Source organism: Streptomyces bauhiniae (assembly GCF_004784475.1).
GTDB classification, from domain to species: Bacteria; Actinomycetota; Actinomycetes; order Streptomycetales; family Streptomycetaceae; genus Streptomyces; species Streptomyces seoulensis.
Window position 1 is genome coordinate 623,498 of sequence record NZ_SRRT01000002.1, and the last position, 13,330, is coordinate 636,827.

Annotated in this window: 14 protein-coding genes and 1 pseudogene; 7 read left to right on the plus strand and 8 right to left on the minus strand. The window is 74.3% G+C overall.

Annotated features, from left to right (window positions below; all coding sequences use genetic code 11):
- Position 1 precedes the first annotated feature (1 nt).
- Complete coding sequence (selA, locus tag E5083_RS08090) at positions 2–1,327, minus strand: L-seryl-tRNA(Sec) selenium transferase (protein ID WP_135784902.1); 1,326 nt, start codon at positions 1,325–1,327, stop codon at positions 2–4.
- A gap of 143 nt (positions 1,328–1,470) precedes the next feature.
- Here selA and E5083_RS08095 point away from each other — a divergent pair, with 143 nt between their 5' ends.
- The 3 genes from E5083_RS08095 to E5083_RS08105 all read left to right on the plus strand — a co-directional run bounded on the left by E5083_RS08095 (position 1,471) and on the right by E5083_RS08105 (position 3,945).
- Positions 1,471–2,484, plus strand: a complete 1,014-nt coding sequence (locus E5083_RS08095; protein ID WP_135784903.1) for an iron-siderophore ABC transporter substrate-binding protein — start codon at positions 1,471–1,473, stop codon at positions 2,482–2,484.
- Between the two features lie 104 nt (positions 2,485–2,588).
- Positions 2,589–3,416, plus strand: coding sequence for an alpha/beta fold hydrolase (locus E5083_RS08100; RefSeq protein ID WP_135784904.1), 828 nt, complete (start codon positions 2,589–2,591; stop codon positions 3,414–3,416).
- Positions 3,403–3,945 carry a GNAT family N-acetyltransferase gene (locus tag E5083_RS08105; protein ID WP_135784905.1) on the plus strand — a complete coding sequence of 181 codons (543 nt, stop codon included), beginning with the start codon at positions 3,403–3,405 and terminating at the stop codon, positions 3,943–3,945. Before E5083_RS08100 ends, E5083_RS08105 begins: the two co-directional genes overlap by 14 nt.
- On the opposite strand, the gene E5083_RS08110 is transcribed toward E5083_RS08105, so the two are convergent.
- Positions 3,917–5,254 carry a hypothetical protein gene (locus E5083_RS08110; protein ID WP_135784906.1) on the minus strand — a complete coding sequence of 446 codons (1,338 nt, stop codon included), beginning with the start codon at positions 5,252–5,254 and terminating at the stop codon, positions 3,917–3,919. The genes E5083_RS08105 and E5083_RS08110 overlap by 29 nt on opposite strands.
- A 113-nt stretch (positions 5,255–5,367) precedes the next feature.
- Between E5083_RS08110 and E5083_RS08115 the strand changes: the two genes are divergently transcribed.
- Positions 5,368–6,600, plus strand: a complete 1,233-nt coding sequence (locus E5083_RS08115; protein WP_167513491.1) for a molybdopterin-dependent oxidoreductase — start codon at positions 5,368–5,370, stop codon at positions 6,598–6,600.
- Complete coding sequence (locus tag E5083_RS08120) at positions 6,600–7,055, plus strand: hypothetical protein (protein ID WP_244317424.1); 456 nt, start codon at positions 6,600–6,602, stop codon at positions 7,053–7,055. Before E5083_RS08115 ends, E5083_RS08120 begins: the two co-directional genes overlap by 1 nt.
- Before the next feature lie 197 nt (positions 7,056–7,252).
- Here the strand turns inward: E5083_RS08120 and E5083_RS31675 are convergent.
- From E5083_RS31675 to E5083_RS08135, 3 genes and pseudogenes are all read right to left on the minus strand, one after another.
- Positions 7,253–7,669, minus strand: a pseudogene (locus E5083_RS31675) (class I SAM-dependent methyltransferase); the annotation flags it as partial.
- Positions 7,666–8,283 carry a TIGR04282 family arsenosugar biosynthesis glycosyltransferase gene (locus E5083_RS08130; protein ID WP_135784909.1) on the minus strand — a complete coding sequence of 206 codons (618 nt, stop codon included), beginning with the start codon at positions 8,281–8,283 and terminating at the stop codon, positions 7,666–7,668. The pseudogene E5083_RS31675 and the gene E5083_RS08130, both read right to left, overlap by 4 nt.
- Before the next feature lie 43 nt (positions 8,284–8,326).
- Complete coding sequence (locus E5083_RS08135; protein ID WP_135784910.1) at positions 8,327–9,025, minus strand: glycosyltransferase family 2 protein; 699 nt, start codon at positions 9,023–9,025, stop codon at positions 8,327–8,329.
- A 104-nt stretch (positions 9,026–9,129) separates the two neighbouring features.
- Here E5083_RS08135 and E5083_RS08140 point away from each other — a divergent pair, with 104 nt between their 5' ends.
- Both E5083_RS08140 and E5083_RS08145 read left to right on the plus strand, forming a co-directional pair.
- Positions 9,130–9,870: a response regulator transcription factor gene (locus E5083_RS08140; protein WP_135784911.1), complete on the plus strand. Its 741-nt coding sequence runs from the start codon at positions 9,130–9,132 to the stop codon at positions 9,868–9,870.
- A complete protein-coding gene (locus E5083_RS08145) occupies positions 9,863–10,975 on the plus strand; it encodes a sensor histidine kinase (protein WP_135784912.1) in 1,113 nt (370 codons plus the stop codon). Before E5083_RS08140 ends, E5083_RS08145 begins: the two co-directional genes overlap by 8 nt.
- A 1-nt stretch (position 10,976) precedes the next feature.
- On the opposite strand, the gene E5083_RS08150 is transcribed toward E5083_RS08145, so the two are convergent.
- From E5083_RS08150 to E5083_RS08160, 3 genes are all read right to left on the minus strand, one after another.
- Complete coding sequence (locus E5083_RS08150) at positions 10,977–11,966, minus strand: NAD-dependent epimerase/dehydratase family protein (protein ID WP_135784913.1); 990 nt, start codon at positions 11,964–11,966, stop codon at positions 10,977–10,979.
- Between the two features lie 79 nt (positions 11,967–12,045).
- Entirely contained in the window at positions 12,046–12,510 is a 465-nt protein-coding gene (locus tag E5083_RS08155) for a DUF5709 domain-containing protein (RefSeq protein ID WP_135784914.1), read from the minus strand.
- A gap of 89 nt (positions 12,511–12,599) precedes the next feature.
- Positions 12,600–13,325, minus strand: a complete 726-nt coding sequence (locus E5083_RS08160; protein ID WP_135784915.1) for an aspartate/glutamate racemase family protein — start codon at positions 13,323–13,325, stop codon at positions 12,600–12,602.
- Between the last annotated feature and the right edge of the window lie 5 nt (positions 13,326–13,330).

Genomic DNA, 13,330 nt, shown 5'->3' on the forward strand with positions numbered 1-13,330 from the left:
GTCAGCTCCCCGTCCCCGGCGCCACCCGCCGTACGGCGAGGGCCAGTTCGGCGTCGGCGTCCTCCGGCACGGCCCGCAGGTCCAGCAGGCAGCGGCCGTCCTCGACGCGGGCCATCACGGCAGGCTCGGTGCCGCGCAGCCGGGCCGCGTACGCGGCGGGCAGCGAGACGGCGGCACTCGGCAGCGTCACCCCCGGCGCCCCGCCCCCGCCGACCACCGCCTCGGTGTCCACGGCGTGGCAGTCGACCCCGTCGGCACGCAGCGTCCCGGCGAGCCTTTCCGCACGCTCCCGGAGTGTCCGGGGGTCGGCGCGCAGCGCGGTCACAGTCGGGGGCAGCGGGCCGCGTACCGTCGCCTCCAGGGCGGCCAGGGTCAGTTTGTCGACCCGGAGGGCGCGGGCCAGCGGGTGCCGGGCAAGACGCTGCATGAGGTCGGCGTTGCCGAGCAGCAGCCCGCACTGCGGACCGCCGAGCAGCTTGTCGCCGCTGGCGGTGACCAGGGAGGCACCGGCGCGCAGCCAGGTCATGGCGTCGGGCTCGTCGGGCAGCGCGGGTTCCGGGGTGAGCAGCCCCGAGCCGATGTCCGCGACCACCGGCACGCCGAGCGGGGCGAGTTCGGTGACCGAAGCTTCCCGAGTGAAGCCGGTGACGCGGAAGTTGGAGGGGTGGACCTTCAGGATGAAGCCGGTGTCCGGGCCGACGGCGGCGGCGTAGTCGGCGGGGGTGGTGCGGTTGGTGGTGCCGACCTCGCGGAGCCGGGCGCCGGTGGAGACGAGCAGGTCGGGCAGGCGGAAGCCGTCCCCGATCTCCACCATCTCCCCCCGGCTGACGACGATGTCGCGGCCCTGCGCGAGCGCGGTGGCGGCCAGCACGAGCGCGGCCGCACCGTTGTTGACGACGTGCGCGGCCTCGGCGGCCGGTACGGCCCGCAGCAGCGCGTCGAGCGCGGACCGCCCGCGCCGGGCGCGCACGCCGGTGCCGAGGTCGAGTTCCACATCCGTGCTGCCGGAGGCGGCGAGTACGGCGTCACGGGCGGCCGGGGAGAGCGCGGCCCGGCCGAGATTGGTGTGGAGCAGCACGCCGGTCGCGTTGATGACGGGGCGCAGCGCGGAGGCGGTGGCGGGCAGCGCGGCCACGGCGCGGTCGGCGATCTCGTCGACGGGCACCTCACCGCTCCGCGCCTGCGTCTGCACCCCGGCGACCACCTCCTTGACCAGCCGCCGCCCCAGCCGCACCGCCGCCGCGTCGAGCCGGGGGTCGGCGAGCAGCACATCGGTACGCGGCAACCGCCGCATTTCGTCCATGGGCGGGGCGTGCTCGCGGTCCATCTCGGGTCCCCTTGTTCCGGCCGTGCCGACGACAAAATCCCCTCTGCCAGGCTACGACCGCGCCCGGGACGCGCCGCCCGCGCCACACCGGGATGGACGCGGGGGCGACCGGGGGCCGGTAAAAGTTAGGTTAGCCTTCCTTCATGTTCAATCGTTCGATTCCCCAGGCGCACGGCCGCCGTCTAGTGGCCGGTGTTCTGGCCGTCGCCGCTTCTCTCGTGGTCGCGGGCTGCTCGTCCGGCTCGGGTGACAGTGACAGCGCGCCCGGTACTGTCGCCAAGGGGAACTTCCCCGCCACGGTCGCCACCAAGTTCGGGGAGATCACCGTCAAGAAGCAGCCGAAGCGCGTGGTGGCGCTCGGCTGGGGTGACGCGGAGACCGCGCTGGCCCTGGGTGTGCAGCCCGTCGGCGCCAGCGACTGGCTCGCCTTCGGCGGTGATGGCGTGGGCCCGTGGGCCAAGGGCAAGTACCAGAAGAGCCCGACGAAGATCGGCACGCTGGAACCCGCGTACGAGAAGATCGCGGCCCTCCAGCCCGACCTGATCCTCGACACCAAGTCCAGCGGCGACCAGAAGCGGTACGACACGCTCAGCAAGATCGCGCCGACGGTCGGCGTGCCCAAGGGCGGCGACCAGTACCTCACCGACTGGCAGGACCAGACGGAGATGGTCGCGGACGCGCTCGGCCTGCACGACAAGGGGCAGCAGCTCATCGCCCGTACCAAGGCGAAGTTCGCCGCCGCGGCCAAGGCGCACCCGGAGTTCAAGGGGAGGACGGTGACCTCCGGCTCCCGGACCTCCGAGGGCTTCGGCGCCTACGTCCAGGGCAGTGGCCGGGTGGACTTCCTTCAGCGGCTCGGCTTCCGGAACAACCCGTGGGTCGACAAGCAGGGCGGCAGCAGCTTCTTCGTCAGCGTCTCGCACGAGAACGTGAACAAGCTCGACGCCGACCTGGTCGTCATGGAGCCGATCGGCCTGCCCGCCTCGGACATCACCAACGACCCCCTGTTCAAGAAGGTCCCGGCCGTCCGCGCGGGCCACGACGTGGTCTTCGACACCGACTCCGCGCTCGACAAGGCGTTCGCCACCGACTCGGTGCTCTCGGTGAACTACGCCCTGGACAAGGTCGTGCCCGCGTTCGCCGAGGCGATGAAGTAGATCCAACTCGCGCACGCCGCTGTGCCATTGACTCGGTACGTCCCTATGCTCGGCTCCCACTGCCGGCGCTTCCCGGAGCGCCTGCCGGAGCGAAGGAGCCGCACGTGCCCACTGCCGAGGTCAATGGCGCAGCGATCGCGTACACCGACACCGGCGCGCCTCCGGGCAGGCCGGACGCGCCGGCCGTCGTCTTCGGTCACGGGCTGCTGTTCAGCGGCTGGATGTTCCATCCGCAGATCGAGGTGCTCCGGGAGCGGTACCGCTGTGTGACCGTGGACTGGCGCGGCCAGGGCGACACTCCCGCGACGCCGTCCGGGTACGACATGGACACCCTGACCGCCGACGCCGTCGCCCTGATCGGGCGCCTCGGCCTCGGGCCCGTGCACTGGGTCGGCCTCTCCATGGGCGGCTTCGTCGGCCAGCGCATCGCGGCCCGCCATGGTGAACTCCTGCGCTCGCTCACGCTGTTGGACACGAGCGCGGACGGCGAGCCGGCGGACAAGGCGGCCGAGTACCGGCTGCTGGCGCGCGTCTACCGGTTCACCGGGGTGGGGCCGGTGCTGGTGAAGGTGAAGGCCGCGATGTTCGGCCCCGGCTTCCTGGCCGACCCGGCGAGCGTGCCGGTCATCGACGAGTGGGTACGCCGTCTGCGGCGCTGCGAGCGGGCCGGGATACGCAAGGCCGTGCTCGGGGTCATCGAACGCGAGCCCTTCCACACCGAGTTGGGCCGCATCACCGTACCCACCCTGGTCGCCGTCGGCGCCGACGACCTGGCCACTCCCCCGGCCGACGCGGAGCGGATCGCGGCCGCCGTCGAGGGGGCCCGGCTGGAGGTGGTTCCGGGGTCGGGGCACAGCAGCACGCTCGAACAGCCCGCCGCGCTCACGGCGTTGATCGGCGACTTCCTGGCCTCGGTGGATGTCCGCCGCTGAGCGGGGCGGGGCGGCGCCCTCGCTGAAGCCGCTGAGCGCCGAACTCGCCCCGGCCGTGCTGGCGTTCGAGCTGGCGAACCGGGACTACTTCGCGGCCGCCGTCTCCGACCGCGGCGACGCGTACTTCGCCCGCTTCACCGACCGTTACGACGCCCTCCTCGCCGAACAGGCCACCGGCGCCTGCGCCTTCTACCTGCTCGTCACCGCAACCGGCACCGTCCTGGGCCGCTTCAACCTCTACGACCTCGCCGAAGGCACCGCCGAAGTCGGCTACCGGGTCGCGGAACACGCCAGCGGGCGCGGCGTGGCGACGGCAGCCGTACGGGAGTTGAGCGCGCTGGCATCGGCCCGGCACGCCCTGCACACCCTCCGCGCGGCCACCGCCCACGAGAACACCGCCTCTCAACGCGTCCTGCTCAAGGCGGGGTTCGTCCGCACCGGCCCCGCCGGTCCGGCCGACCTCGGGGGCAAGTCCGGGAGCTGGTACCAACTCGACCTCCTCACCATCCCGTCAGCAGCAGGTGGTTGAGCAGCAGGGCCAGGGTCACCTGGGCGGCCAGCCAGGCTCGGGGGCGGGGTAGCAGGGCGCAGGCGGGCAGCAGCCACACCGCGAAGGGCAGCCAGATGCGTTCCGTCTCCGCCTTGCTCATGCCGGACAGGTCCGCGATCAGCAAGGCGGCCAGGGCCGCGCAGACGATCAGCGCGAGGCGGGTGGCGGAGCGGTCGACGCGGTGGACGAGGGAGCCCACGGTGCGCGGAAGGGCCGCTGCCGTCGCCGGGCCGGTGATGATCGCGGCGCAGGCGAGGTTGGCCCAGATCCAGTAGCCGTACGGGCGCGTGCCGCCGACGCCCTGGTAGTAGCGGGTCACCAACAGGTGATAGGCGGTCCACCAGTTGAATCCGTACAGGGCGAACACGACGGGTACCACGGCCAGTCCGGCCAGGAAGGGCAGCACGAGCAGGGGGCGGGCCCGGAGGTCCGCGCGGGCGAGGACGAGTACCGCGAGCCCGATCAGCGCGATCAGGGTGAGGCCGTAGGAGAGATAGCCGGTCAGGCCCGCCAGCAGGCCGGAGGCGGCCGCCCACAGCAGGGAGCGCCGGGTGAGGGCGAGTGCGAGGCAGGCCAGTGCCCAGGCGGCCACGGCGGCGAAGTAGGCGTCGGCCGAGGCGCCCATCCAGACCGCGGCCGGGGCGAGGACCAGGAAGGGCGCCGCGCGCCGGGCGAGGCGTTCGTCCGCCAGCGCCCGTACGGCGACCAGGACCGCGGCGGAGGCGGACGCGCCCAGCACCACGCACCACATCCCGGCCCAGCCGCCCCCGCCGAGACCGATCCGGTCCAGCAGGACGAAGGTGAGCGTGGCGGCGGGGGGATGGCCGGCGACATGGGCGGGCCAGTTGCCGGGGACACCGGCGAGGATATGGCCGTCGAAGCCGCGCAGGGTGGCCGGGATGTCGTGGAAGCGGTCGATGACCTGGAGGTACTCGTTCGCGGTGGTGAGCCGGCCGGCGATGCCGTCGTGCCAGCCGTCGACCAGGGCGAGGGAGACGATCCAGGCGGCGGACGCGGCCCAGGCCACCCAGGGCAGGCCACGCCACGGGAGCCGGGCGGCGAGCGTGGGACCGTACGCCACTCCGGCGGCCGCGAGGATCAGCGCGGCCGGGGTGCCGGGGCCGAGGTGCGGGTCCCAGTCGGCGAAGAGCGGGGGCCAGTGCACGAACAGGGTGTGGTGGGCGTCCTGGATGTGACGGCCGACCAGGACGGCGGCGGTCACCAGCAGGACGGCTGCCGCTGCGGCGTACAGGTCACGGTGTGAGGGGTGGGGCCGGTGGTGGATCACATCGGCACGCTAGGCCGTAGGGACGGCTCCGGTCCGCCTTCCGGGCCGGACGTCAGCGTTTCGTCATGGGTCGCGCGCCCGTTCCGGGGTGTCGCCGGGCCTACGGTCGGGGCATGCGCGACGATCCCCGGCTTCCCACCTCTCCCCGCTTCTGGCGCAGCCCCGTGCGTGGCACCTGGTTCACGGCGGTGCTCGGGCTGGTGCTGCTCGGCGGCATCAGCGCGCTGTTCGTGACCGGTCTGGTGTCCTACGCCGCCTACAACCCGGATCTCTCCCCGGTGAACGACACGACTCCGGACAAGGGGGTGCTCGGCTTCTACCTCTTCGACTGGCCGGCCGGGCCGTCCTGGCTGTACCGGCTGAGCCAGGGTGTCCACGTCACGCTGGGCGTGGTGCTGGTCCCGGTGCTGCTGGCCAAGCTGTGGTCAGTGGTGCCGAAGCTGTTCACGCTGCCGCCGGCCCGTTCGGTGGCGCACGCGCTGGAGCGGGTGTCGCTGCTGCTCCTGGTCGGGGGCGTGCTGTTCCAGTTCGTCACCGGACTGCTCAACATCCAGTTGGAGTACGTCTTTCCCGGCTCCTTCTACCCCCTCCACTTCTACGGTGCCTGGGTGTTCATCGCCGCGTTCGTCGTCCACGCGGTGCTGCGGGCCCCGATGGCCGTGCGTGCCGTTCGTGAACGACGAGGGGACGAAGCGGAGTTGGCCGCGCCCCGTCCGGCCCCGCCCACCGTGTCCCGGCGGGGCGCGCTGTGGCTGGTCGGCGGGGGTTCGCTGCTGCTGTTCGTGACGACGGTGGGGCAGAGCCTCGGCGGCCCGCTGCGCCGTACCGCGCTGCTCGCGCCGCACGGCGGGGCCGCTCCCGGTGGCGGGCCGAACGGTTTCCAGATCAACAAGACGGCTCGCTACGCCGGGATCACCGACGCCGACACCCATCCGGACGCCTGGCGCCTGGTCGTCACCGGCCCGGCCGGCACGGTCCGGCTCAGCCAGGCCGAGCTGCTCCGGCTGCCGCAGCACAGCTCGTCCCTGCCGATCGCCTGCGTCGAGGGCTGGTCCACGGCGGACCAGTGGTGGCGCGGGGTGCGGCTGCGCGACCTCGCCGCGCTCGCCGGGTACGCGGGTGATCCGCCCGACGTGCTCGTGGAGTCCCTCCAGCGGCACGGCGCCTTCCGGCGGGCGGCGCTGCGGGCCAACCAGGTGTCCGACCCGCGTTCCCTGCTCGCCCTGTACGTCAACGGCGAGGAGCTGTCCCCCGACCACGGCTATCCGGCGCGGATCATCGTGCCCGCCGCTCCCGGCGTCCACAACACCAAGTGGGTGGGCCGGCTGACCTTCGGAGACCTGTGATGCGCCTGCCGAAATTCCGCGCCTTGGTCGGCAGCCCTCTGCAACTTCTGCTGCTGGTCTGCTCGTTCGCGCTCGTCGCCTATGCCGGGGTACGCCTCTTGAAGGACGACTGGCTCGGGGTGGTCCTCTGGTTCGTGGGGGCGGCGCTGCTGCACGACCTGGTGCTGCTGCCGCTCTACTCCGTGCTCGACCGCGCGCTGCGGGCCGGGACCGCCGCGTGGTGGACGCCGTACGTACGCGTGCCCGCCGTGCTGTCCGGGCTGACGCTGCTGGTGTGGTGCCCGCTGATCCTGGGTCTGTCGGCCGGCCGCTACCGGTCGGCCACCGGGCTGGACCCGGACGGGTTCCTGCTCCGCTGGCTGCTCATCACGGCCGCGCTCTTCGGCGGTTCCGCCCTGCTGCTCGTCCTGCGGCTGCGCAGCGCCACGAAGCACCGCTCGCCGTCCGTCCACTGAACGGTCTCCGGCCAGCCCCCGCGCCGCGCGAGGTCCAGCAGCGCGGGGGTGCCGACGCGGGCCCAGGGGAACGGCTCGCCCACCGCTCCCCCGCCGTGCGCCACGTCCACCACGCACACGCGGGCCCGCTCGTCCACGTTTCCGGGCACCGTCTCCACGATCAACAGGCCGCCGGTACAGAGGAGTTCGCGCATCCGGTGCAGCAGGGTGGCCACGTCGCCGCCGATGCCCACATTGCCGTCCATGAGCAGCACCGTGCCCCAGCCGCCCTCGCCGGGCAGCGGGTCGAACACCGAGCGGTGCAGCGCCCGCCCGCCGAGCGTGTGGGTACGGGCCACCGCGGCCTCGCTCACGTCGACGCCCAGGGCGCTGCGGCCGCGCGCGGCGAGTTCCGCCACCAGCCGGCCGGGGCCGCAGCCCACGTCGAGCACGGCCCCCTCGCAGCGGTCCAGCACCGCCCGGTCCACGGCGTCGGCGGCCGCGCACCAGCGCTCCACGTCCAGCGGCAGCAGCCAGCCGTCACCGCGCCGCAGGAACAGCGGGCCCCGGCCGGTGCGCAGCGCGGTGGCGTACGGGTCGGAGGCCGCCCAGGCGGGCGCGGTCACGGTGCTCATGCTGCTCCGGGGTGGGTGAGGGCCGCCAGACGCGCGGCGAAGGCGGTGTCCGGAGCGAGGGCGGCGACGGCGTGGGCGTCGGCGGCGGTGTCGACGTCCCGCAGCCGGGGCAGCTCGCGCACCCGCAGCCCGGCGGCGGCCAGCCGCTCGCGCTGCACGCTCCCCGTCTCGGGCACGGACATCGGGACGCCCCGCAGCAGCTCGGGCTCGGGGCGGGCCAGGCCGAGGGCCCAGAAGCCGCCGTCCTCGGCCGGGCCGAAACGGGCGTCGCAGTCGGTGAAGTCCAGGGTCAGCAGGTCGGGGGTGATCTGCGGGGTGTCCATGCCGACCAGCAGGGCGGGTCCGGCGCAGCGGGAGAAGGCGTCCGCGAGCCGATCGTCCAGGCCGCCCGCGCACTGCGGTACGACCTCGAACCCGTCCGGCAGCCAGGGCCCCGGCCGCCCGTCCAGGACCAGCACCCGGCGCCGCGCGGGGGCGGCGGCCACCGCGCGCAGCGTGTCCGTGAGCGCGGCCTCGGCGAGCGCGGCGGCCTGCGCGGGGGTGAACGGCGGGGTGAGGCGGGTCTTGACCCTGCCGGGCCGGGGTTCCTTGGCGATGACGAGGAGAGTGGTCATGGGCGTACTCCAGGTACCGCGGCGCCGGCGGAAGGCCCTGCCGTCACCGGGTACCCCCCGATGGCGTGTCGCGCAGGACCCGGCTCATGTCGCGTACCGCCTGCCACGTGCCGCGCCAGGTGCCGGTGACCTTGGAGGCACCGGAGCGCGGCAGGTACGGCACGTCGTGTTCGGTGACCCGCCAGCCCGCGTCGGCCGCGCGGACCACCATCTCCAGGGGGTAGCCGCTGCGCCGGTCGGTGAGGCCGAGGGCGAGCAGGGGTGCGCGGCGGGCGGCGCGCAGCGGGCCGAGGTCGCGCAGGGTGAGTCCGGTGCGGCGGCGCAGCAGCAGGGAGAGCGCGAGGTTGCCGGCGCGGGCGTGCGCGGGCCAGCTTCCCCGCCCCTGCGGACGGCGCCGCCCGAGCACCAGATCGGCCCCGCCCGCGCGCACCTCCTCGGCGAAGGGCACCAGCAGGCCCGGATCGAGGGAGGCGTCGCAGTCGCAGAAGCCGATGATGTCGGCGGTGGCGGCGAGCAGCCCGGCGTGGCAGGCGGCGCCGAAGCCGCGCCGTTCCTCGCGTACGACGGTGGCGCCCAGGGCGCGGGCGACCTCGGCGGAGCCGTCGGTGGAGCCGTTGTCCACGACGATCGCGCGCCAGCCGGCCGGGATGCGGGCCAGCACCCAGGGCAGCGCCTCCGCCTCATCCAGGCAGGGCAGCACGACGTCCACGGTGTGGGGGAGTGAGGTGGTCACGGCTTTCACCCTACGAAGCCGAACCAGGACGAACCGGACTTCCGCTCCTTACGAAACGCGGACGTCCGGCCGCCGTGGCGGCTGGGGCCCGGCGGCGGTGCCAGGCTGAGGGCATGCAGCAGCCGTACACCACACCGTCCGCGGGCCGCGTCCTGGTCGTGGACGACGACCCGACCGTGGCGGAGGTCGTCGCCGGGTACCTGGTCCGCGCCGGACACGCGGTGGACCGCGCCGCCGACGGCCCCTCCGCCCTCGCGTCCGCCGCCGGGCAGTGGCCCGACCTGGTGGTGCTCGACCTCATGCTGCCCGGCATGGACGGCCTTGAGGTGTGCGCGCGGCTGCGCGAGCGCGGTCCGGTGCCGGTCATCATGCTCACCGCGCGGGGCGACGAGGACGACCGTGTGCTCGGTCTGGAGGTCGGCGCGGACGACTATGTGACGAAGCCGTTCAGCCCGCGCGAGCTGGTGCTGCGCGTGGAATCGGTACTGCGCCGCACCCGCCCCGCCGCCGCTGCCGTCCCCGGCACCCTTGCGGCGGCGGGCCTGACCGTCGACGCGGCTGCCCGTCGGGCCACCAAGGACGGTACCGAACTCGCCCTGACCCTGCGGGAGTTCGATCTGCTGGCGTTCCTCCTGCGGCATCCGGGACGCGCCTTCGCCCGCGAGGAGCTGATGCGGGAGGTGTGGGGCTGGGACTTCGGTGACCTGTCCACGGTGACCGTCCATGTGCGCCGGCTGCGCGGCAAGGTCGAGGACGACCCGGCGCGGCCCCGGCTGATCCGCACCGTCTGGGGCGTCGGCTACCGCTTCGAACCGGACGCGGCCGCCGGGCCGGAGGAGGACCGGCATGCGTGACAACCTCCTCATCGCCCTCTACGCCTTCCTCGGCGCCGCCGCCTCCGGTCTGCTCGGCGCCGCCGTGCTGCGGCTGGTCCGGCGCCGCTCACTGACCGCCTCGCTCACCGTGGTCGCGGGCGTCGGCGTGTTCGCCATGCTGGCGGGCACCATGGCGGTGGCGTGGGCGATGTTCCTGTCCCCGCACGACCTGCGGGTGGTGACCACGGTCGTCGCCATGGCGGCGGTCGTCTCGCTGGCCAGCGCGCTCCTCCTGGGCCGCCGGGTGGTCGCCCGCAGCCGGGAACTGACGGACGCGGCACGGCAGTTCGGCGACGCGGGCGCCTTCTCCGCGCCCGCCGTACCGGCCACCGCCGAACTGGACGCCCTGAGCCGGGAGTTGGCCGCGACCAGCGCCCGGCTGGCCGCCTCCCGCGAGCGTGAACGCGCTCTGGAGGCGTCCCGGCGTGAGCTGGTCGCCTGGATCTCGCACGATCTGCGGACCCCGCTGGCCGGTCTGCGCGCCATGTCGGAGGCACTGGAGGACGGGGTGGCCGCCGATCCGGCCCGCTACCTGCGGCAGATCCGCACCGAGGTGGAACGCCTGGACGGCATGGTCGGCGACCTCTTCGAACTCTCCCGCATCCACGCCGGGACGCTCCCGCTGAGCCCGTCCCGGATCTCGCTGTACGACCTGGTGGGCGACGCCCTCGCCGGGGTCGGCCCGCTCGCCCGCGAGCACGGCGTACGGCTGGTGGGTGACGGGGTGCGGCCGGTGCCGGTGGAGGTGGACGGCAAGGAGATGAGCCGGGTCCTCGCCAACCTGCTGGTCAACGCCATCCGCCGGACCCCGGCCGACGGCACGGTCGCCGTCGCGGCCCGGCGGGCGCCGGAGGGCGTGGTGCTGTCGGTGACGGACGGCTGCGGCGGCATCCCCGAGGAGGACCTGCCCCGCGTCTTCGACACCGGCTGGCGCGGCACGGACGCGCGGACGCCCCCGGCGGGCGCGGGGCTCGGGCTGGCGATCGTGCGGGGGATCGTGGAGGCGCACCAGGGGCGGGCGAGCGTACGGAACATTTCCGGCGGCTGCCGCTTCGAGGTGACCCTGCCCGCCCCGGCCTCCTGACTCAGCGCGTGCGCGCGAACTCCGCCATCCCCTCGGCGAAGGCGACCCCCGGCCGCCAGCCCAGCTCGGTGCGCAGCCGGGCGGAGTCCGCGGTGATGTGCCGTACGTCGCCGAGGCGGTACTCGCCGGTGACCACCGGCTCCGGGCCGCCGTGCGCGGCGGCCAGCGCCCGGGCCAGCTCGCCGACCGTACGGGGCTCGCCGCTGCCGGTGTTGTACGCGGTGAGCGTGCCGGGCCGGTCCGGCGCCGTGAGCGCGGCGAGGTTCGCCGCCGCCACGTCCCGTACGTGCACGAAGTCGCGCCGCTGGCCCCCGTCCTCGAACACCCGTGGCGCCTCGCCCCGTTCCAGCGCCGAGCGGAAGAACGCGGCGACTCCGGCGTACGGGGTGTCGCGGGGCATCCGGGGGCCGTACACGTTGTGGTAGCGCAGGGAGAGCGCGGTGCCGTCGGTGGCGCGGGCCCAGGCGGCGGCCAGGTGTTCCTGGGCCAGCTTGGTGGCGGCGTAGACGTTGCGCGGGTCGGCGGGGGCGTCCTCGCCGACCAGGCCGGGGACGAGCGCGGTGCCGCAGGCGGGGCAGGGCGGCTCGAAGCGGCCTTCCTTCAGGTCGGCCTCGGCGCGCGGGCCCGGTCGTACGACCTCGTGGGCCGGGCACGCGTAGCGGCCCTCGCCGTACACCACCATCGACCCGGCCAGCACCAGCCGCCGCACGCCCGCCTCCGCCATCGCGGCCAGCAGGACGGCGGTGCCGAGGTCGTTGCGGGAGACGTATTCGGCCGCGTCGGCGACCCCGTTGCCGAGGCCGACCATGGCCGCCTGGTGGCAGACGGCGTCGACACCGGCGAGGGCGCGGGCGAGGGCGTCCCGGTCGCGCACGTCCGCGGCGGGATCGTCGCGGACGTCGAAGACCACGGCCTCGTGCCCGGACGCCCGCAGCGCGTCCACGACATGCGACCCGATGAACCCGGCACCGCCGGTGACCAGTACACGCATGGCCTCAAGCTAGGCCCCCGGGCGCCCGCTTCCCCGGTTCACCGCCCCGGCGTCACCACTCGGTAAGAACCCTGGGCGGTCAGCCCTCGTCCGGGATCACATGCACGGCCGCCTCCTCCGCACCGGCCGCGCCCCCGTCGATACCGACGTCCTCCGCGACCTCCTCACTCACCGTATCGCCGTGCGCGCCCTCGTCCGGGGCGACCAGGCGGCCCGCGCGGGCGTCGCCCACCTCGGAGTCGACCGGTTCGCCCTCCCCGCCGGGCAGGTCACCGACCCCGTCCCCGGCCGGCGCGGTCACGTCCGGCACCTCCTGCTCCAGCCGCTCGTCCAGCGTCTCCCCCTCCTGCTGCTCGGCGGCCGTGGTCCCGTGCTGGTTCACGCCCAGCGGCCACTCGGGCGGGGAGTACCCCTCGTCCAGGATCTCGTCGTAGTCCCGCTCACCGACCGCGTCCTGCAGATCCAGCGGCGCGGCGTCCTCCTGCTCCTCATTGCCGCCGGTGGGCTGGTAGGCGTCGTCCGCCATCGGGGTCTCGTCACTCATGCTCGCCTCCAGGCGCTCGCGGTCATCCGGTCCCGGTCCGCGTTTCCCGGCGGCGCACGATTAATCCCACTCGTCGGCGAAGGCCCTGCTCAGGTCGGCTGCGGGCGCCCCCACACCCGTCGCTTCGGCAGCGGGCGCGCGTAGCTGCCCGTGCGGCTCGTGGTCAGGCCCAGGGTGACGAGGGATTCGGCGAGTTTCACCGCCGCGCTCACGCCGTCCACGATCGGGAGGCGGAGCTGGGAGGACAGCTTCCGTTGGAGGCCCGTCATGCCGGCGCAGCCGAGGATGAGGACTTCGGCGCCGGCCGCCTGGGCCTGGGTGGCGGCCGTCAGGAAGGCGGTCTCCGTGCGGGTGGGATCGGTGGTGAGGTCCAGGACGGCCAGGCCGGTGCCGAGGACGGTGGCGCAGTTGCGGGCCACTCCGGCGGTTTCGAGGCTGTCCTCGATCTGGCCGCGGGAGCGGTCGAGGGTGGTGATGACGCCGTAGCGGCGGCCGAGGAGGCAGGCGAGGTGGGCGGCGGCCTCGGTGATGTCCACCACGGGGACGTCGACCAGCTCGCGTACGCCTTCGCGGCCGTGCTCGCCGAAGCCGGCCAGGACGACGGCGTCGTACGGGGGGCCGTCGTAGGTGCGCAGGGTGTCCAGGACGGCGGCGGCGGAGAGGTGGCTGTCGAGCCAGCCCTCGGCGGACTCGGGGCCCCAGGCAGGGGTCAGGCCGGTCACGGTGGTGCCGGGGGCGGCGGCGGCACGGGCGCCCTGGACGATCTCCTCGGTCATCTGGGCCGTGGTGTTGCAGTTGGTGACGACGATCCGCATGCCTC

Coding starts and splice junctions, on each gene's coding strand:
- selA (WP_135784902.1), bottom strand. CDS start 1,327: ATGGACCGCGAGCACGCCCCGCCCATGGACGAAATGCGGCGGTTGCCG.
- E5083_RS08095 (WP_135784903.1), top strand. CDS start 1,471: ATGTTCAATCGTTCGATTCCCCAGGCGCACGGCCGCCGTCTAGTGGCC.
- E5083_RS08105 (WP_135784905.1), top strand. CDS start 3,403: ATGTCCGCCGCTGAGCGGGGCGGGGCGGCGCCCTCGCTGAAGCCGCTG.
- E5083_RS08115 (WP_167513491.1), top strand. CDS start 5,368: ATGCGCGACGATCCCCGGCTTCCCACCTCTCCCCGCTTCTGGCGCAGC.
- E5083_RS08120 (WP_244317424.1), top strand. CDS start 6,600: ATGCGCCTGCCGAAATTCCGCGCCTTGGTCGGCAGCCCTCTGCAACTT.
- E5083_RS08130 (WP_135784909.1), bottom strand. CDS start 8,283: ATGACCACTCTCCTCGTCATCGCCAAGGAACCCCGGCCCGGCAGGGTC.
- E5083_RS08140 (WP_135784911.1), top strand. CDS start 9,130: ATGCAGCAGCCGTACACCACACCGTCCGCGGGCCGCGTCCTGGTCGTG.
- E5083_RS08145 (WP_135784912.1), top strand. CDS start 9,863: ATGCGTGACAACCTCCTCATCGCCCTCTACGCCTTCCTCGGCGCCGCC.
- E5083_RS08150 (WP_135784913.1), bottom strand. CDS start 11,966: ATGCGTGTACTGGTCACCGGCGGTGCCGGGTTCATCGGGTCGCATGTC.
- E5083_RS08155 (WP_135784914.1), bottom strand. CDS start 12,510: ATGAGTGACGAGACCCCGATGGCGGACGACGCCTACCAGCCCACCGGC.
- E5083_RS08160 (WP_135784915.1), bottom strand. CDS start 13,325: ATGCGGATCGTCGTCACCAACTGCAACACCACGGCCCAGATGACCGAG.